Source organism: Trueperella abortisuis (assembly GCF_030811095.1).
Taxonomy (GTDB): domain Bacteria; phylum Actinomycetota; class Actinomycetes; order Actinomycetales; family Actinomycetaceae; genus Trueperella; species Trueperella abortisuis.
Genome location: NZ_JAUSQL010000001.1, coordinates 317,338 through 335,467 on the forward strand (window position 1 = coordinate 317,338; position 18,130 = coordinate 335,467).

The window sequence follows — 18,130 nt, forward strand, 5'->3', positions numbered from 1 at the left end:
GTCCCAGCCGCGCGCGCGACGCTTCGCATAGCATGGGGGCACCGAAAGGAGTTGACGTGTCTCTCATTGTGCAAAAGTTCGGCGGATCGTCGGTCGCCGATGCCGACGGCATCAAGCGTGTCGCCCGCCGCATCGTGGACACTCACCGAGCCGGCAACCGGGTAGTTGTGGTGGTCTCCGCCATGGGCGACACCACCGATGACCTCATCGACCTCGCCGGCGCCGTCACCGAGGAACCCACCGCACGCGAATTGGACATCCTGCTCTCCGCCGGCGAGCGCATCTCCATGGCCCTCCTCGCGATGGCCGTTACCGACCTCGGCGTTCCCGCCCACGCATTCACCGGCCAACAAGCCGGCCTACACACCGACACCGTCTACGGCGCGGCGTCAATCGTCGGCGTCGTGCCCGAACGCATCGGCCGCGTCCTGCAGAACAACGAGATCGCGATCATCGCCGGCTTCCAGGGCGTGAACGTGCATAACGACGTCACGACGCTCGGCCGCGGCGGCTCCGACACCACCGCGGTCGCGTTCGCGGCGGCGCTCCGGGCGGACGTGTGCGAGATCTACTCCGACGTCGACGGCGTCTTCACCGCCGACCCCCGCATCTGCAAATCCGCCCGTCACATCGCCGCCCTCACCTACGAAGAAACCCTCGAAATGGCGGCGCACGGCACCAAGATCCTGCACCTGCGCGCGGTCGAATACGCCCGCCGCTACGACGTGCCCCTGCATGTCCGCTCATCGTTTTCCAACAAGGAAGGAACGTGGATCGTGAACGAGTCCACCCGCAACCGCTGGGACGGCGACAACGAAGCCCCGATCATCTCCGGCATCAGCCACGACACGTCGCAGGCGAAGATCACCGTCACCCGCGTCCCCGACGAACCCGGCGCCGCCGCACGCATCTTCCAGGTGGTCGCCGACTCAGGCTCCTCCATCGATATGATCGTCCAGAACGTGCCCGTCAACCAGCCGGGCCAGGCCACGATCTCGTTCACGCTCCCAATCAGCGAGGTCAAGCGCGCAGTGTTCGCGCTCGAGCATGCGCGCGACGAGCTAGGCTTCGCCGAGATCCGTAAGGACGACGGTGTCGGCATCCTATCCCTCATCGGCACGGGAATGCGTTCACACCCGGGAGTGACGGCGAAGTTTTTCGCCGCGCTCGCCGAGGCAGGCATCAACATTGACATGATTTCGACCTCGGAGATCCGCATCTCCACAGTGTTAGCCGCAGACGACATTCCGGAGGCCGTCCGAGTCGTCCACAAGGCATTCGACCTGGATGCTGAAGATGAAGCAATCGTTTACGGAGGTACAGGACGATGAGTATTACCCTTGCAGTTGTTGGCGCCACCGGCCAGGTCGGCCGCGTCATGCGCACAATCCTTGAGGAGCGCGAAGTGGATGTTGACGCCGTCCGCTTCTTCTCCTCCGCGCGTTCGGCCGGCACCGTGCTCCAGTTCCGCGGCCAGGACGTGGTCGTGGAGGACGTGGCCACGGCGGATTATTCCGGGATTGACGTGGCCGTGTTCTCGGCCGGCGGTGCTGCCTCGCTCGAGTACGCGCCGAAGTTCGCGGCGGCGGGGGCCGTGGTCGTCGACAATTCGTCGGCGTGGCGAAAGGATCCGGAGGTCCCGCTGGTGGTGACCGAGGTCAACCCGGAAGCGATCACGAAGCGCCCGAAGGGGATCATCGCCAACCCGAACTGCACCACGATGGCGATCATGCCGGTGGTGAAAGTGCTTGCCGACGAAGCCGGACTGACCAGCATGGTTGTCAGCTCGTATCAGGCCGTGTCGGGTTCGGGTCTGGCGGGGGTCAACGCGCTCGCGAACCAGACCCGGGCCGGTGTGGAGGAGGGGGAGGCGCTCAAGGGGCTGGCCGTGGACGGCTATGCCATCGCCCACCCCATCGACACCGCTCCCTATGTGGCGCCGATCGCGTTCAACGTGGTGCCCATGGCCGGCTCGATTGTGGACGACGGTTCCTTCGAGACGGACGAGGAGCAGAAGCTACGCAATGAGTCGCGCAAGATCCTCAGCCTGCCCGAGCTGAAGGTGGCGGGTACGTGCGTGCGGGTGCCGGTGTTTACGGGACACTCGATGGCGGTCTCGGCGCAGTTCGAGCGGGAGATCTCCGTGGAGCGGGCGATCGAGCTGCTGAAGGAAGCGCCGGGCGTGAAGTACGTGGAGATTCCGACTCCGCTGGAGTGCGCCGGGAATGACGCCTGCTACGTGGGCCGCGTGCGGCAGAACTTTGCCGCGGACGACCCGGCCAAGGGGCTGTCGCTCTTTGTGGTTGGCGACAACCTTCGCAAGGGGGCCGCGCTCAACACGATCCAAATCGCGGAGCTGGTCATCCAGGAGCTACGCGGGTAATTCAAGGCTGTTAATCCCGGGTTTCCCACGCCACGTTGTGGTGCCCGTGGCCCGGCTTGTAGACAACTGGTGAATCTAGTGGTTTTCGTCGGCTAATCGGCGGTTTTGGGCCGTAGATTCACCAGTTGTCTACATCGGTCATTGCGCCGGGGTTTTCTGGGCGGAGAGCGTTGTAGCTAACTGGTGAATCTGGTGGTTTTCGTCGGCTAATCGGCGGTTTTCGGCCTGAAATTCACCAGTTGGCGGCGAGAGTGCTCCTCGAGAATCCTTTCCACAGATCGCGATAGTGTCGTTGCTACCCTCTTTTCGGGGGTATTGGGAAACGGTCACGCGGGATTCTTGCCATCCTAAAGCCATGTTTCGTGGTGTTGTTTCTCGCGCGGAGTTGGACAGCCAGGGTCTCAATGATCGGCAGATCTCTGACCTGATTGCGACAGGTAAACTCGAGCGAATAAGCCGCGTCTGGTATGCCAGGCCGGATGCCGATAGCACTGTCGCATTGGCGGCCGCATGTCATAGTCGGCTTGGATGCCTGTCCGCTGCTAGGATGCACGGGATCTGGGTACCACCGGAATCGACACCGACGATACACCTGGTAGCGAACAACGGCGAGTCCGCGGCGAAGATCAAGCAGGAGATCTCGCGGTTCAGTCGCGGCCGGGCTTCGGCCAACGTTCACCGTGTCTCCGGATCCAAGAGGCAACTGGTCGCAGATGTTGAGGACGCCGTTGAGCAGGTTGCGCGCTTCCACGATGGGGAGTCTGCCCTCGTGGTGATGGAATCGGCGCTGAATCTGGGCCTGATGAGCATGTCGGGGATCCAGGCGATCTTAGAGAGGGTCCCGGCAAGTAGGGCGCGCAAGCTCAACGGGGTGCAATTCGGATCGCAGTCGGGCAGCGAGACCCGCGTTGCGCATTTCATGAGGAAACGAGGCGTGCGGGTGGTTCAGCAGTTCTCGCCCGTTCGTGGTCGTTATGCTGACATGCTCGTCGGCAACTCGTGGCTCCTCGAGTGTGACTCCGTGGCCCACCATATGAGTCGGATGGAGTTTGAAAGTGACCGGGAGCGCGACCTCCTCTTTCGGTCGCTTGGCTATGAGGTTACGCGCCTGAGTTACCACCAGATCTGGTACGACTGGGAGAACACCCAGGATGCGCTGGCCGCGATCCTCAAGCAACGCCGCTATCTGCGCCCTCCCCATGGGCGTTAGCATCGGTTGCCCACCAAGTATAAGGATCCCGTGGATTTCCGTCGCGGACTTTGCGCTCAGACCGATGAGAGCAGACAGAGATTTGTGGTGTACAATAGGGCCGAGATCCAACACCGACGTCAAGGACGGCCATGAGCAAGCGCACTGACCCCGCGCACAAACAATCCCCCGGACCTCGTTATCGCAAGCTCGTGGCGGTCATCGCCGCAATCGCGAGTGTGTTTGTGCCATTCATGCTGGTCGCCGGGATGCGTTCGGAGGGGATCCCGCAGGCGGCGATGTTCCTCTCGGCTATTCTGCTTGCGGCCGTGCTGGTCAAGGCGGCGATCGGCCTCAAACTTAACTACGTCATTGACGCCCCGGATTACTTCGAGCTACGTGATTGGCCCTCGGCACCCAAACGCATCGTGTACGCAGACCTTGCCCAGGTGCGCTTCTTCAACGAGCCGCGCAACTACCTCCACCTGCTCGACACCAGGGGCACGCTCATCAAGGTCGATGTTCGATACTATAATGCCCCACCCTGATCGCGCGGGCCGAGAGTTTTGAACGTAGATCAGCACGGCCGGCGTAGGCCGCAACAAGGGCAGGAAAACCTCGGCGCTCCGCCACCGGCGGTAAGCGTTACTGAACCAACACTCGATAAGGAAAGGACACTTCATGGTCAACTACGGAATCGTCGGAACGGGCTACTTTGGCGCGGAGCTCGGTCGGGCATTGCACCGGCTCGAGGGCGCGAACGTGCTCGGCGTCTACGACCCCGTCAACGCCGCCGGTCCCGCCGCGGAGTTTGACGCGGAGGTCTTTGACTCGATGGAGGCCTTGGTCACGGACCCGCGTGTTGATGCGGTGATCGTTGCCTCCCCGAATTCCATGCATGTGGAGCCGACTCTCACGGCGGCGCGCGCGGGTAAGGCGATTTTCGTGGAGAAGCCGATCGCGCTCAACTACGCGGACTGCGCATCGATGGTTGACACCGCCCGCGCCAACAACGTCTTCTTCATGGCGGGCCACGTCATGAATTTCATGAACGGGGTGCGGCTGGCCAAGCGCCTTATCGCGTCGGGCGAGCTGGGGCGCGTGCTCCACATTCGCTCGACGCGCACGGGCTGGGAGGCTGAGCCGCCGATCGCAGCGTGGAAGAATGTTCGAGGGCTCTCCGGCGGGCACCTCTACCATCACATCCACGAGCTTGACTGCGTCCAGTCCATCCTCGGCCCGGCCCGCTTTGCGACGATGATCGGCGGGAACATGGCCCACCACGGAGTCGATGACGTCGAGGACATGCTCCTCATCCAGCTTCAGTTCGACGACGCGTTCGCCACCCTCGAGTACGGTTCGGCCTTCCGCTGGCCAGAGCACTACCTGCTCATCCAGGCGGAGAAGGGCGCGGTGAAGATCGACCTGCAGGATGTAGGTGTCACGGTCCGCATCGGCGACGCCGAGGAGCACTACCTTCTGCATCGCACCGAAGAAGAGGATCGCCAGCGTGCGCAGATCTATGCGGGTCTGACGGCGACGGATGGTGGTGTCCAGTTTGGCCATCCCGGCATGGAGTTGCCGCTGTGGTTATCGGGCATTGTGGAGGAGGAGATGACTTACTTCCACGGACTCATGCAGGGTGAGCCAGTCCTTGAGGAGTTTTCGAAGCTCTCTGATGGCACAGCAGCGATGGAAGCAATTGCTACGGCGGATGCCTGCACCCTCTCGCTCAAGGAGAACCGCAAGGTGGCGATAGCGGAGATCACAGTCTAAATCTGGCGGCGGTCTGTCATGCCCGTGGTTCCGCCGCGCGCCAATCGCACCTGTCCGAGCGATAGCTATTTGACGACACTCGGTATTATTCTCTCTTTGCCGGCGCCAACATCATGCCCATCGTGATTGCCAGTGTTGCTATACCGCCACGTATCCATATCGCGAGTCGAGCTACTGGGCGGTCTGAGCGCTAGAGATTGGCATCCAACGATGGCGTTACGGGGTATTCGGGTGTGTCAGTTCTCGTCGGGGTAATAATTCGGGTGAGGTAGCTTGTTTCTGAGCGGCGTGTAGTGTTGGTTGAGGAGCGTCTTGTACTTGCCGACTTGCCCGGCTTCAGCCGCCCCAAGGATCTGTCTGTGAATTGTAGCGGTGGCAATGAGTTCTTCGTTGCTCAACGGGGCGAGCTTTTGGTGCACAACGTCTTCGACGTCCCAAAAAGCGTCAACCAATTGAAGGAACAAGAGATTGTTCGCTCGTTTTGCGAATGCCTTGTGGAACTCTCGGTCAACGTCAAGAAATGTCTCACCGTTTTGAGCAAGCCTCTCCATTCGATCTACGAGGGCATGGAGCTCTGGGTGTGTCTTGCCTTTTAGCTTTTCTACTACAGGTTCCGCGTATCCGGTGTCGAGCAACGCACGAATTTCGATCATGTCACCGAGGGCGACCAAGCCTCCCGTCGGCGTCAAAGCGCCACGGAAAATCAAGGACTGAACCATGGGCTGCAACGACATGTTTGAGACGTAGGTGCCAGTACCGTGTCGAACTTCGACGATATCCAATGTCGAGAGGACCTTGATAGCTTCGCGAATCGAAGAGCGTGAAACATCGAGAATCTCCATGAGTTCGGCCTCTGAAGGTAGCATGTCGCCACTCTGCAGGCCTCGCTCAAGAATGAGGTCTTTGATCGCGCCTACGATCCAGTTGTCGGTGGGCCGAGGCTGGTGGCGCGGTCGTTTTCTCTGGTTCATTCTTGCTCTTTTCTCTCGAAAAGCTGTTGACAAGTGATACAGAGAACAATACCATAGCTCATACGACGTTCGACGTCGGACGTCCTAGGTTTCAGCATCTAAGAACAAGGGAGTTCGCAATGGGACTGAAAAGGATACTTGCTTTTGGTGCCGCGGCCATGATGTCCGTGGCGTCCCTGACAGCTTGCTCGGGTGGCGGTGAATCTGAAAGCGGTGGCAGCGGCGGAGATCTCGCTGGCGATATCGTGTTTTGGTCTAGCTACACTCAAGGGCCCAGAGCTGAGTATATGCAGGAGATGGCCGATCGGTTTATGAAGGATCACCCGGATGTGAACATCAAGATCGAACTGTTCTCCTGGAGTGAGTTCTACACGAAGTGGACGACGGGACTTTCAACCGGGAATGTCCCGGATATTTCCACTGCGTTGCCGAATCATGTGACGGAAATGATTGATGCTGATGCCCTTGTCCCGCTCGATGATGTTATTGATGTCATCGGAAGGGACCGGTTCTACGAAACAGCGCTCGCTGAGGGTGAGTCCGACGGTGCTCACTATTCCGTTCCTCTATACTCTCATGCCCAGCTTATGTGGATTAGGAAGGATCTGTTGGAGGATGCCGGACTTGAGGTGCCGCAGACGTGGGATGAACTCTCGGCTGCCGCCGAGAAGCTGACGGATGGTAGTGTTTTCGGCCTTTCCGTACCGATGGGGTCGAACGACATGGCGGCGACGCGCTTCTTGAATTTCTACGTACAATCTAATGGTGAAGCGCTGATTGATGAGGAGGGTAGGGCTGATCTCACGTCGCAAGCCGCACTTGACGGAATTAAGTACTTCACTGACCTCTACAAGAAGACCTCCCCTGAGGGATCAGTCAACTTCAACATTCTTGATCAGGCGACTCTTTACTACCAGGGATGTTGCGAGCGTGGAAAATGAAGCGGTGTGGTGACGATCGTGAAGCGCGATGGTGAGCATCGTGAAGCGCGTGGGTGACGATTGTGAAGCGGTTGTCACCCACGCGCTTAGTTATTGCTGAGGACTAGGACACTGTTGGTGCCAGCCTCATGTTCGGTCCGTCGACGTTGACGATTTCTGCCCCGCCGACAAGGCGGTTGAGTAGGGATTCAGCCACGACTCGATCAGGCATTGATTCGTACCAGTCTTCTGGGGCGAATTGGGAAGTGACCATGGTCGATCCTCTGCCTTCTCGTGCTGCTAGAAGATTGAACAGCTCGTTGGCGGTTTCACCACTAATTGGAGTGGTGAGAAAGTCATCGAGGACGAGCAGGTCACAGCCAACTATCTGGTTGATGAATTTCAACCGTGCGGGATCGCTGCGGTCGAGTACGGCCAGTTGGTCGGCTAGGTCTGCGGTTCGGAAGAACTTGGCTGAATAGTCCCGCTTACATGCTTCGTGTAAGAGAGCGCAGGCTAGATAGGTCTTTCCGACTGATGATTTGCCCAGGATAACGACGTTGCTGGCGTGTTCTATCCATTGACAATGCGCTAGCCGGCTAGTTAACTCACGGGTGAGGTTGCGCTTTGGTGTGTGACGGATATCAGCAGCACAAGCATCGGGCAGGGGTGTCATTGATGCCTTGAGCAGTTTTGCAAATCGTCGCTCTGCTCGAGCTGCAACCTCTTTTTCTACAGCGAAGATGATCTTGTCTGAAAACGTCCACTCATCAAAGGCACTGTCATTGGCCATACTGATAACGGTCTGGCCAAAGGCAGTCATGCGTAGCTTGGTGAAGGTTTCCATCCACGTGTCGTCTAGATGCTGACGTGGTGCGGTAGAAAAAGTCATTAGTTGTCTCCTTCTTTCATCAAAGCACTCAGTGAGAATTGCTCACGCCCGCCGAGCATGCCGCGTGATTGGGAACGCGATGACGGTGCTGGCTGTGATGGAGTTGCTGGTGCAGATTCCCGCGTGGGCGGGGCGGTTGGCCGTGTGGATTGTTCATGGCGGATGACTGCCATCATGTTCTTGACCGCGGTGTAGCTAATAGCTCGTTGGCGGTGGCCTTCATCTCCTAGAAGGCGCTGGCATGCTTGCTCGAGAATTAGTTTATTCTCTGTAGCTTTACCTAGCTTGATGATGTTGCGGGCTGGTTGAAAGCCTTGGGCTGTAATCTTTTTCGATGCCAACAACGCTTCAACAGCTTGCCGGGTATACGGCCCAATCCGGGATGCTTGGGTCACAAAGTACGACGGTGTCCATAGGTTCCTAGCCTGGGCCATCCCCGGCGGAGCGTGTTCAACATCGGTGACATAGGCACCGCGTTGGACACTGACCTGGTGACGAGCCTGAGCTTGGCCATCGGCAAAGACATCAAGGATCTGCCCACGGATACGCACATCAACACTTCGTCCCACCAGCTGGTAAGGCACCGAGTATTTCACGGTATTGATCGTGATATGCCAGTCAGGAGTGACTTTCGACTTCTTCCACACGGTATCTACCCACCCTGTTGCAGGAAGATTACCTAGTTCGTCAGATTCGAGTTCTTCGAAGATATCCTGGCGGCTACGTTGCTGATTGCGAAACGGGCGGCGATGATTAATCGCCTCAACCTGTCCGGCAACCGCGTCATTAAGGTCGTCAAGGCTGGCAAAGACCACATCGGCAAGTTTGCGAATCACCCAGTTGGTTACAATCTTGACTCCAGATTCCACATTGCCTTTTTCACGTGGGCGAACAGGATTAGTTGGAAGAGCAGCAGTGTTGTAGTGCTCGAGAAATTCCTCATACTTCGCGTTGACTCGTCGTGCGCGTTCACCTTTGGCAATCTGATTCGATGCCGTAGACGCATTATCAGGAACAACCACCTCAGTAACGCCACCGAAATACTCGAAGGCCAAGCGGTGCCCTTCCAGCCACGAGGGTTGTTTTTCATCAATGAAGCCATGGGCAAAGACCATTCCTGAATACGGCAGTGAAGCAACAAAGATATGGATCTTGCTGCGTTTAGCCGTAATCGGATCAACAACTGCCATGGTCGACCCCGCCCAATCCACCTGCATGGTATGGCCCGGCTGGTGCACAATCAGTGCGGTCACGCCTTGGGTGGCAACATGGGCAGCCACCAGCTGGCGGAAGCGCTCATAGCTATAGAACTTCAGACCACGTGGTGCTGGTTGGTCAAGATAGGTCGACCACAGCACTCGCAGTGGAGTCTTGTTCCTGCCGGTACGAGCTTTGATCACAACATCGAAATCGATACCAACGAAGTCATCAGCGACTACGAGTCGACCATCACCAATGAGATCAGTAATCGCCGAATCGTCTAACGACTCTAAAAGTTCACTGGTGATGCCATGGGAATCAATGGCTTTGCGCGCTTTGGCAATCGTGGCCTGAGCAGCACCACAGCGTTGTTGTATCTGCCGATACGAGAGCCCCTGAAGCAGGAGCTTGATAATCAACCGGTAATCAGTCACGGCTGACGTCCTTTCTAACAAGCACGCAACCGGATTGTCACGTGCTAGTAGAAATAGTTATCAGCCCACCGAAAGTGCTTCACGATCGTCACCACACCGCTTCACGATCGTCACCACCCTGCTTCAAAAAGCACGTTCCTAACACCAGGGAAAGACAGCATTCGATTTTAATTCGGGATTCCAGATTGGCGGCGTTGAGTCAACAACGCCTGATCTCTTAGATGCGATTGAGGGTGTTCCGCTTCCGCGCATGAAGGCAAGTGATCCGATTTATGGTGGCGAGACATCGAATCTTCCGATGGTGGTCTGGAAGAACTCGAAGCACCCAGAGGTTGCAAAGGAGTTTCTCAAGACGCTCTACCGGGATGAGGACTACATCCGATTCCTCAAGTCCGTTCCTGTGGGAATGATGCCGTCGCTGAAGGACATCGCATCTAATGAGGAGTTCCTCCAAGATCCCTATATCGAGCGTTTCCGGAGTACATACGATGCTCTGAATGAGGTCATTCCGCTTGGTACCTCCATTGGAATGGAGGATGGCCCGTGCGTACAGGCAGGAATCATCGTCAGCCAGGGAGTTATCGAGAAAATGTTCCAAGACATCGTGTTGTACGATAAGCCGATTGAGAGCGCAGCGAAGGAAGCTGAAGACTCGCTCAACAACATGTTTGAAGCTGCGGGAGCCTTGAATTAGGAATCTTAATGATGAGAAAGACAGATGTATCAGATTCATCTGTTCCGTCTGCAGGGCTAAGAGAACGGTTCAAGGCGATTAGCTGGACGGGTATAGCATTCGTTGCTCCCTCAGTAATCATCGTTGTGCTGTTACTCTTCTACCCGCTGGGATCATCGATCTTTTACTCATTCACGAACAAGCACCTGTTTAAGCCGAACTACGAGTTCGTCTTCTTCGATAACTTCGTGACGTTGCTAAAGGATCCACTGTTCTGGCGCGCTTTCGGAACATCAATCAAATGGACCGCCTTGTCCATTGTGGGTCAGCTGGGCCTCGGTTTCGCACTTGCCATGGCCTTGGACCGGATTCGCCACATGTCGAGCGTATTTAGAACCTTGCTGATCGTCCCTTGGGCGTTCCCCGCGGTCATTATCGGTTTTGGCTGGAAGTGGATCCTCAACGACGTCTACGGCTTCCTTCCGAATGCCCTGCATGACATGGGGATCACGGATGGCCTAGTTGCCCTGTTGTCGAACCCGTCGACAGCCTTCTGGGTTGTTTTGATGATCAATATCTGGTTTGGGACGCCGCTCTTCATGGTCAATATCTTGTCCGCGTTGAAGACAGTGCCGCATGACCAGATTGAGGCTGTGACAGTCGATGGTGCTAATGCGTTCCAACGTTTTGGCTATATTACGCTTCATCACATTAGGTCTGTGATCGGCCTGCTTGTTGTCCTGAGGACAATCTGGGTCTTCAATAACTTTGATCTCTTGTTCCTCCTGACGGGCGGTGGGCCTGGCGATCAAACGACTACGTTGCCCATTTTTGCTTACAGAACAGGATGGGGACTTAAGCAGCTAGGAATGGCGTCGGCCGTGACCATTCTGCTGCTGGTCTTCTTGCTTGCTCTCGCAACGCTGCTATTCAAGATCATTAGGCGCTGGGATAAGGAGGACGGTCTATAATGCATGGCTTGACTAAGCGGAGGCTAATAACACTGTGCGCGTATGTGTTCTTGATCGTCATTTCTGTCATCTTCGTCTTTCCGCTCGTTTGGATCATCTTTTCGAGTTTCAAGTCTGGCGTGGATCTCTCGTCGAGTCCTACAGCGCTGTTTCCGAAGCACTTCACTTTCGAAAACTACTCGAAGGTGTTGTTCGAGATGGGATTCCTTACCAACCTTAAGAACTCATTGATTGTCTCGACGCTGACGACAGTGCTTGCTGTGGTCATTTCCTGCTTCGGTGCGTACGGCATTGTTCGTTACTTTCCCAACGTCGGACGCAAAATCACGCGCGTTCTCATCACAACGTACATGTTTCCCCCGATTCTCTTGGCGGTTCCCTACTCCATGGTGTTAGCCAAGCTGAACCTGGTGAATTCGTTTGCTGGGTTGGTCTTGGTGTATCTTTCCTTCTCTATCCCGTACGCGCTGTGGATGCTGGTTGGGTTCTACCAGACAGTGCCGTTAGAGATTGAGGAGGCTGCTGCGGTTGACGGTGCGAGCAAGCTGCATATCTTTGCTCGGATTTCGACGCCCATCGTTATTCCGGGAATTGTGGCGACGACGATCTATACCTTCATCAATGCGTTTAATGAGTTCCTCTACGCCCTCCTCTTTATGTCATCCTCGGAGAAAATGCCAGTTTCGGTTGGCCTTTACTCTCTGACGGGTACCGAGGTTTTGGATTGGGGCGCACTGATGGCTGCATCTACATGCGTTGTGGTTCCCTCGGTCATCATCTTCATGTTTATTCAAAAGTACATCGCCGCAGGTCTCACTGAAGGTTCTGTTAAGTAGCCTGCGTTTCGCGAAGATCAAGTCTCAATAATGAAAGGTAATTCAATGCTAGTGAACTATGGAATCGTAGGGTCAGGTTACTTCGGTGCAACGCTAGGCCGAGCACTTAACGCGCTCGACGGAGCGAAGATCGTCGGTATTTATGATCCTGAAAACGCGAAACGGCCGGCCGCCGAATTCGGGGCGGAGGTCTTTGACTCGATGGAGGAACTCGTCAACGATCCACGGATTGACGCAGTTATCGTGGCATCTCCCAATGGAAAGCATGTTGAACCCGTTGTGGAGGCAGCGCGTGCTGGGAAGGCCGTTTTTTCTGAGAAGCCGATCGCGCTTAGCTACGCGGACTGTAAGACGATGGTTGATGCGGCTCGCGACAACAATGTGTTCTTCATGGCTGGCCATGTCATGAATTTCATGAACGGTGTTCGGCTCGCCAAGAAGATTATTGAGGAGGGGGAGCTGGGTAAGGTCCTATTCATTCGTGCTGTACGTGTTGGATGGGAGGAAATACAACCCTCTGTTTCGTGGAAGAAAATCCGTGAGTTATCTGGCGGGCATCTTTACCACCACATCCACGAACTCGACTGTGTGCAGTCCATACTTGGGCCGGCGCAGTACGCAACGATGATTGGAGGGAATGTCGCCCATCGTGGTGAAGGTTTTGGGGATGAGGATGACATGCTTCTCATCCAACTTCAGTTCGAATCAGGCGCCTTTGCAACCCTCGAGTACGGCTCGGCATTCCGCTGGCCTGAGCACAGCGTTCTAATCCAAGGAGAGAAGGGCGCGGTGAAGATCGACCTGCAGGATGTGGGCGTGACGGTTCGGATCGGTGGCTCTGAGAAGAGGTACTTGCTACACCGGAACGAAGAGGAAGATCGTCAGCGTGCGGACATTTATGCGAATTCGGCCATGGATGGCGCCATTCAGTACGGGAACCCCGACAAGACGCCGCCTTTGTGGCTTGCCGGAATTGTAGAGGAAGAGATGAAGTACTTCCACGGCCTGATGCAGGGTGAACCGGTGCTGGAGGAGTTCGCAAAGCTCTCGGACGGTACTGCTGCGATGGAAGCTATCGCGACGGCCGATGCTTGCACTCTTTCAAAGGCGGAGAATAGGAAAGTCTCTATTGCAGAAATCGTGCGCTAGTTTTCGGGTTGCTAGTGCGAGGCCCTGATCTATTGGATTCTGGGGTCCAAGATGCTTGTTGTGCGACACGTACCCCTCTTCAACGTGAAACACAACAAGCATCTTTTTGTGCCCCACAACATGAAGGTTAGTCGCCGAAGATTGTCCCGACCTCGAATTCCTCGGTGGCGGGCCCGTCGGCGTCGCGGCCGATGAATTGGGATTCGTCGCGGCGGTGCGTCAAGACCTCCCGCACGTAGGAGTGGACGGCCTCAGGCATGGGCACGTCGCGGTTTTCGCGCTCGGACATGAACCAGCGATGCTCGAGGATCTCGTGGAAGAGCTGGGCAGGCTGAAGTTTGGCGCGTAGCTCGGGTGGAACGGCCTGGATCGTGGGCTCGTAGACGTTAGTCATCCATTCGTGTGCGACGATCTCGAGCGGGTAGCCGGACTTGCCGGTGTAGGTGCGGTAGGACTCCATGTCGTTGACGAGTCGGCGCGCCTGCTTTTCCTCCACATCGAGGCCGGTCAGTCGCATGAGCTTGCGCGAGTAGTGGCCGAGGTCCACCACTTTGGGCTGGATGGAGATGGAGGTGCCGTTGATGTCGGTGGACATGGCGAGCTCGCCCACCTCGAAGCCGAGGTCGTTCAGGCGGCGGATGCGGGCGTCGACGCGCCAGCGCTCGGACCGGTCGAAGGATTCCTCGCCGGTGAGCTCGTTCCACAGTTCGAGGTAGCGCTCCTCGAAGCGGTTGCCTACCGCGATGGCGTCGAATTCGGGGTCGAGGATGGATCCTGCCTGCAGGTCCATGAGCTCGCCGATGATGTTGACGCGGGCGACGTCGATGTCGTAGTTGCGCTTCTTCTCGGACAGGTTGTCTTCGAGTTCGCCGGTTTCGGCATCCACCAGGTAGGCCGAAAACTCGCCGGCGTCGCGCCGGAAGAGGGCGTTGGATAGTGAGACGTCGCCCCAGTAGAAGCCGAGGAGGTGCAGGCGGACCATGAGCACGGCGAGCGCGTCGATAAGGCGCTGGACGGTGTCGAAGCGCATGGAGGCCTGCCCGAAGAGGGAACGGTAGGGCAGGGAGAAGGGGAGGTGGAGGGTGACGAGCGCGGCGTTGAGGGGTTCACCGTTGTCATCGAAGCGGCCGGTGATGACGGCGAGTGGCTCGACGCAGGGCGCGTCGAGGCGGTTGAGGTCGCGCAGGGTCTCGTATTCGTGGTGGGCGACGCTCTCCCCGATTTCCTTGACCGCCACCACCTTGCCTTCGAGGTGGGCGAAGCGGACGATGTGGCGGGAGATGCCGCGGGGGAGGGCGGCGATGATGGAGGTGGGCCATTCCTCGAGCGGCACGTTCCACGGCAGGTCCAAAAGCGCGGGTTCCACCTGCGCTGACGTGATCTGCAGCGACTTGATCACCTGTTCTTCTCCTGCCTCTGGCCGTTACGTGCGTGGCTTAGTTTAGCGCAGAAATAAACGACGCCGGGGCGTGGGTTGCGGCCTGAGCCCCGGCGTCGTTCATCTAGCGGGTGTTAGTCCTCGATTCGGACCGGAGCGGCGTCGTTGTCCACGTTCCCCATCGCGGGCTTGTGAACGGAGCTGTCGATCCGCTCGCCAGTGGAGGTGGAGAAGAAGTGGGTGTGCTCAGCCTTGGGCTTGAGGTAGACGACGTCGCCGGCCTTGGGCACGTCGTACGGCTCGATGCGCACGACCATCGTCTCGGACTGGTCGCCGGAGCCGAAGTTGGAGTTCTCGCGCTCCGCGCCGACGACCGTGCCGTAGACGTAGGCGTCCGACCCGAGGGACTCGACGAAGGTGACCTTCACCGGGATGCCACCCTCGCCAGCGCCGGCCATCTCGAGGGCCTCGGGGCGCAGGCCGACGGTGAGCGAGCCGTCCGCGCGGGCGGCGGCGAGCACGTCGGCCGGGAGGGTGAAGCGGGCGTCGCCGAAGACGGCGTCGTTCCCGTCGATGCGCCAGGTGCCGAGGTTCATGGCCGGGGAGCCGATGAAGCCGGCGACGAAGGCGTTGGCCGGGCGGGAGAACATCTCAGCCGGGGAGGCGACCTGCTGGAGGATGCCGTCCTTGAGGACCGCGATGCGGTCGCCCATGGTGAGGGCCTCGGTCTGGTCGTGGGTGACATACACGGTGGTGACGCCGAGCGAGCGCTGCAGCGACGCGATCTGGGTGCGGGTCTGAACGCGGAGCTTCGCGTCGAGGTTCGACAGCGGCTCGTCCATGAGGAAGACCTGCGGCTTACGGACGATCGCGCGGCCCATGGCAACGCGCTGGCGCTGGCCGCCGGAGAGGGCCTTCGGCTTGCGGTCGAGGTACTCGGTCAGATCGAGGATCTTGGCTGCTTCCTCCACGCGCTTGCGGATAACGTCCTTATCCTCGCCCGCGATCTTCAGGGCGAAGCCCATGTTGTCTGCAACCGTCATGTGCGGGTAGAGGGCGTAGTTCTGGAACACCATCGCGATGTCGCGATCCTTGGGGGAGATGTCGGTGACATCGCGGTCGCCAATGAAGATTCGGCCAGAGTTCACGTCTTCCAGGCCTGCGAGCATGCGCAGCGAGGTGGACTTGCCACATCCGGACGGGCCAACGAGGACGAGGAATTCGCCGTCCTTGATCTCGAGGTTGAGTGAATCAACTGCGGGGGTGGTTGCGCCGGGGTAGATGCGCGTAGCGTTATTGAATGTAACAGTCGCCATTATTCATGGTCCCTTCACCGGCAGGTACGTGCCGGACGATCCGTCGTGAAAGGTGTCAGTGTCAACTCTGACACGATGCCAACATCTGCGTTAGCATCCCTCCTATCTTGCCACATTTCCTTCGCTGTAGGATGCTTTTGTGACGTACTTGTAAGACAGGGATGAGGGCACGAGAGCGAAAAGGGGGTGGCATGAGGCAGCGGTCGATGATCGGCGGATACCGCATCGTGAAGAAGATCGGGGCGGGCGGGATGTCGTTCGTGTACAAGGCGGTTGACGCCGACGGGCGCGACGTCGCCCTCAAGCTCCTGCACCCCGAGCTGGCGGCCGACCCCCGGTCGCGCGAGCGCCTGCGCCGTGAGGTGGCGATGCTGCAGCGCGTGCGGGGGAAGTATGTGGCGCGGATTCTTGATGCCGAGACGGACGAGGATGAGATTTTCCTTGTCACGGAGCTGATCGACGGGCCCACCCTGGATCAGGATGTTCGCGACTCGGGCCGCTACGAGGGGGCGGATCTTGTGGAGCTGGGGCAGGAGCTTGCGGCGGCGCTTGAGTCAATTCACGCCCAGGGGGTCCTGCATCGTGACCTCAAGCCTTCGAACGTGATGATGGGGGAGGATGGGCCGGTGCTCATTGATTTCGGGATCGCCCAGCTTGGCGATGACCTGCGCATGACCCAGACCGGCGCACTCACTCACACCCCCGGATTTTGCGACCCGGTGGTGGTGCGCGGGGCGGAACCCGACGTCGACGCCGATTGGTGGGCTCTCGCAGCTGTCCTTGCCTTCGCCGCGACGGGCCAGGCGCCCTTCGGGGTGGGCAACTCGCCGGCGGTGATGCACCGGGTGCTGGTGGGGGATGCGGACCTGCCGGGGCTGTCGCCGGAGGTGGAGCGGGCGTTCCGGGCGGCGTTGGCGCCGCGGCGAGAGGAACGGATTGGGTTTTCGCGCCTGATGTCCGTGGTGGGCGGGGCGATGTACGACGACGCCGCCGCGCCGACCTTCGAGCCTCCGGTCACGGCGCCGACCTTTGCGCCACCGGTTGCGCCGCCGTCCTACGAGCCGGCGGCGGGCGGCGTGTTCGGGGCTGGTGACGTCACGGAGGAATACGGCGGGCCGGGCAGCGAGGGCACGGGTGAGGATGACGCGGCGGAGACGATCGTTGATGCGGGGGCAACCCACACGGTCCCGCTCGCCGGAGCTGCCGGCTATGTCGGCGCGGCCTACTCGGAAGCTGAGCGGCCGGCGTCGTCTGAGCCCCTGGGGCGGGAGCCGATCGACGCGACCGTGCCGCTGCCGGTCGCTATCCAGCCGGGAGCGCGGTACGTGGGTGGCGAACCGATGGGCGAAGGCCCCTCTCTCGCGCGCACGTCAGTATTCGAACGGATGTCGACGTGCGAGCCGGTTCCCGCCGGGCCGACGCCGCCCGCCGACTTTGGCGGCTACGGCGGCTACCGCACTGGCCCTCTCCCCGCCTGGGCTGCCCGGCCGCGAAAGGCGAGGCTTCAGGTGTGGGCCGCCTCGGTCGTCGTCGGGCTGTTTGCCCTGGTGTGGCCGGTGACGACCGCGGTGGTGGTGGCGGCGCTCGTCGTGTTGCTGTCGTGGCTGGGCGGCGCGCACATCGACCTGCGTGAGCGGCGGATGCGAGCCGGTGGGCCGCAGCCAAACGACGTGATGGGCGCGGTGCTGCGCTCGCCGCTGACGCTGATGGGAGCGCTGGGGCGCAGTGCCGTCTCGGTGGGGGTAGGTGTTGGAATCGGCTGGCTGACGTGGACGTTCCTTCCCCTGCTCGGGGCGTTACCGGAGGCGAGCGTGCAGGCGGTGGGGGTGTACGCGGGCGTCGTCGTCGCGTGGTTCGTGGGGACGAACGCGAACGGGCGCGAGGGGGTGAGGTACCTCATGGAAGGCATTGCGCCGACAGGCGGGTACCGATTCTTCTGGTTTGCGATTACGCTGTTAGTTGCGCTCGCCGCGGGCGTAGTTGTCAGCGAGGCTCACACCCCGATAGTTTAGAGTTCAATGAGTGGTGAGTTTTCGCTGCTC

Annotated in this window: 16 protein-coding genes; 11 read left to right on the plus strand and 5 right to left on the minus strand. The window is 59.0% G+C overall.

Translation table 11 applies throughout. From position 1 onward, the window contains the following. Positions 1–56 precede the first annotated feature (56 nt). From J2S45_RS01280 to J2S45_RS01300, 5 genes are all read left to right on the plus strand, one after another. Entirely contained in the window at positions 57–1,331 is a 1,275-nt protein-coding gene (locus J2S45_RS01280; protein ID WP_270976195.1) for an aspartate kinase, read from the plus strand. Next, complete coding sequence (locus tag J2S45_RS01285) at positions 1,328–2,383, plus strand: aspartate-semialdehyde dehydrogenase (RefSeq protein ID WP_296930946.1); 1,056 nt, start codon at positions 1,328–1,330, stop codon at positions 2,381–2,383. The genes J2S45_RS01280 and J2S45_RS01285 overlap by 4 nt, the downstream gene beginning before the upstream one ends. A 547-nt stretch (positions 2,384–2,930) precedes the next feature. Then, a complete protein-coding gene (locus J2S45_RS01290; protein ID WP_307634283.1) occupies positions 2,931–3,593 on the plus strand; it encodes an endonuclease domain-containing protein in 663 nt (220 codons plus the stop codon). Between the two features lie 131 nt (positions 3,594–3,724). Continuing rightward, positions 3,725–4,120 carry a hypothetical protein gene (locus tag J2S45_RS01295; RefSeq protein ID WP_307634284.1) on the plus strand — a complete coding sequence of 132 codons (396 nt, stop codon included), beginning with the start codon at positions 3,725–3,727 and terminating at the stop codon, positions 4,118–4,120. 133 nt (positions 4,121–4,253) lie between these two features. Continuing rightward, positions 4,254–5,348, plus strand: coding sequence for a Gfo/Idh/MocA family protein (locus tag J2S45_RS01300; protein ID WP_307634285.1), 1,095 nt, complete (start codon positions 4,254–4,256; stop codon positions 5,346–5,348). A gap of 236 nt (positions 5,349–5,584) precedes the next feature. Here J2S45_RS01300 and J2S45_RS01305 read toward each other — a convergent pair whose 3' ends face one another. After that, positions 5,585–6,319: a FadR/GntR family transcriptional regulator gene (locus tag J2S45_RS01305; protein WP_307634286.1), complete on the minus strand. Its 735-nt coding sequence runs from the start codon at positions 6,317–6,319 to the stop codon at positions 5,585–5,587. A gap of 2 nt (positions 6,320–6,321) precedes the next feature. Here J2S45_RS01305 and J2S45_RS01310 point away from each other — a divergent pair, with 2 nt between their 5' ends. Beyond that, positions 6,322–7,260, plus strand: coding sequence for an ABC transporter substrate-binding protein (locus tag J2S45_RS01310; RefSeq protein ID WP_307634287.1), 939 nt, complete (start codon positions 6,322–6,324; stop codon positions 7,258–7,260). Between the two features lie 103 nt (positions 7,261–7,363). Here J2S45_RS01310 and J2S45_RS01315 read toward each other — a convergent pair whose 3' ends face one another. Then, positions 7,364–8,131, minus strand: a complete 768-nt coding sequence (locus J2S45_RS01315) for an ATP-binding protein (RefSeq protein ID WP_307634288.1) — start codon at positions 8,129–8,131, stop codon at positions 7,364–7,366. Then, the gene (gene istA / locus J2S45_RS01320) at positions 8,131–9,765 is read right to left on the minus strand and encodes an IS21 family transposase (protein ID WP_307634289.1); all 1,635 of its coding nucleotides are present in this window, start codon (positions 9,763–9,765) and stop codon (positions 8,131–8,133) included. The genes J2S45_RS01315 and istA overlap by 1 nt, the downstream gene beginning before the upstream one ends. Before the next feature lie 250 nt (positions 9,766–10,015). Here istA and J2S45_RS01325 point away from each other — a divergent pair, with 250 nt between their 5' ends. The 4 genes from J2S45_RS01325 to J2S45_RS01340 are packed head-to-tail and all read left to right on the plus strand — an operon-like array spanning position 10,016 to position 13,394. Continuing rightward, entirely contained in the window at positions 10,016–10,459 is a 444-nt protein-coding gene (locus J2S45_RS01325) for a type 2 periplasmic-binding domain-containing protein (protein WP_307634290.1), read from the plus strand. Positions 10,460–10,470: 11 nt separating this feature from the next. Then, positions 10,471–11,409, plus strand: a complete 939-nt coding sequence (locus J2S45_RS01330; RefSeq protein ID WP_407702496.1) for a carbohydrate ABC transporter permease — start codon at positions 10,471–10,473, stop codon at positions 11,407–11,409. 44 nt (positions 11,410–11,453) lie between these two features. Beyond that, positions 11,454–12,245: a carbohydrate ABC transporter permease gene (locus tag J2S45_RS01335; protein ID WP_307634292.1), complete on the plus strand. Its 792-nt coding sequence runs from the start codon at positions 11,454–11,456 to the stop codon at positions 12,243–12,245. 45 nt (positions 12,246–12,290) lie between these two features. Continuing rightward, positions 12,291–13,394: a Gfo/Idh/MocA family protein gene (locus J2S45_RS01340; protein WP_307634293.1), complete on the plus strand. Its 1,104-nt coding sequence runs from the start codon at positions 12,291–12,293 to the stop codon at positions 13,392–13,394. A gap of 127 nt (positions 13,395–13,521) precedes the next feature. Here J2S45_RS01340 and J2S45_RS01345 read toward each other — a convergent pair whose 3' ends face one another. Then, positions 13,522–14,793, minus strand: a complete 1,272-nt coding sequence (locus J2S45_RS01345) for a DUF4032 domain-containing protein (RefSeq protein ID WP_307634294.1) — start codon at positions 14,791–14,793, stop codon at positions 13,522–13,524. Between the two features lie 113 nt (positions 14,794–14,906). After that, complete coding sequence (locus J2S45_RS01350) at positions 14,907–16,088, minus strand: ABC transporter ATP-binding protein (RefSeq protein WP_376707117.1); 1,182 nt, start codon at positions 16,086–16,088, stop codon at positions 14,907–14,909. Between the two features lie 191 nt (positions 16,089–16,279). Here J2S45_RS01350 and J2S45_RS01355 point away from each other — a divergent pair, with 191 nt between their 5' ends. After that, the gene (locus tag J2S45_RS01355) at positions 16,280–18,100 is read left to right on the plus strand and encodes a serine/threonine protein kinase (RefSeq protein ID WP_307634295.1); all 1,821 of its coding nucleotides are present in this window, start codon (positions 16,280–16,282) and stop codon (positions 18,098–18,100) included. Positions 18,101–18,130: the final 30 nt, after the last annotated feature.

Bases quoted from the DNA above. Each gene is read 5' to 3' on its own strand.
- J2S45_RS01295 (WP_307634284.1), top strand. From the start codon at position 3,725: ATGAGCAAGCGCACTGACCCCGCGCACAAACAATCCCCCGGACCTCGT.
- J2S45_RS01300 (WP_307634285.1), top strand. From the start codon at position 4,254: ATGGTCAACTACGGAATCGTCGGAACGGGCTACTTTGGCGCGGAGCTC.
- J2S45_RS01285 (WP_296930946.1), top strand. From the start codon at position 1,328: ATGAGTATTACCCTTGCAGTTGTTGGCGCCACCGGCCAGGTCGGCCGC.
- J2S45_RS01350 (WP_376707117.1), bottom strand. From the start codon at position 16,088: ATGGCGACTGTTACATTCAATAACGCTACGCGCATCTACCCCGGCGCA.
- J2S45_RS01330 (WP_407702496.1), top strand. From the start codon at position 10,471: ATGAGAAAGACAGATGTATCAGATTCATCTGTTCCGTCTGCAGGGCTA.
- J2S45_RS01315 (WP_307634288.1), bottom strand. From the start codon at position 8,131: ATGACTTTTTCTACCGCACCACGTCAGCATCTAGACGACACGTGGATG.
- J2S45_RS01325 (WP_307634290.1), top strand. From the start codon at position 10,016: ATGAAGGCAAGTGATCCGATTTATGGTGGCGAGACATCGAATCTTCCG.
- J2S45_RS01290 (WP_307634283.1), top strand. From the start codon at position 2,931: ATGCACGGGATCTGGGTACCACCGGAATCGACACCGACGATACACCTG.
- J2S45_RS01355 (WP_307634295.1), top strand. From the start codon at position 16,280: ATGAGGCAGCGGTCGATGATCGGCGGATACCGCATCGTGAAGAAGATC.
- J2S45_RS01340 (WP_307634293.1), top strand. From the start codon at position 12,291: ATGCTAGTGAACTATGGAATCGTAGGGTCAGGTTACTTCGGTGCAACG.
- J2S45_RS01305 (WP_307634286.1), bottom strand. From the start codon at position 6,319: ATGAACCAGAGAAAACGACCGCGCCACCAGCCTCGGCCCACCGACAAC.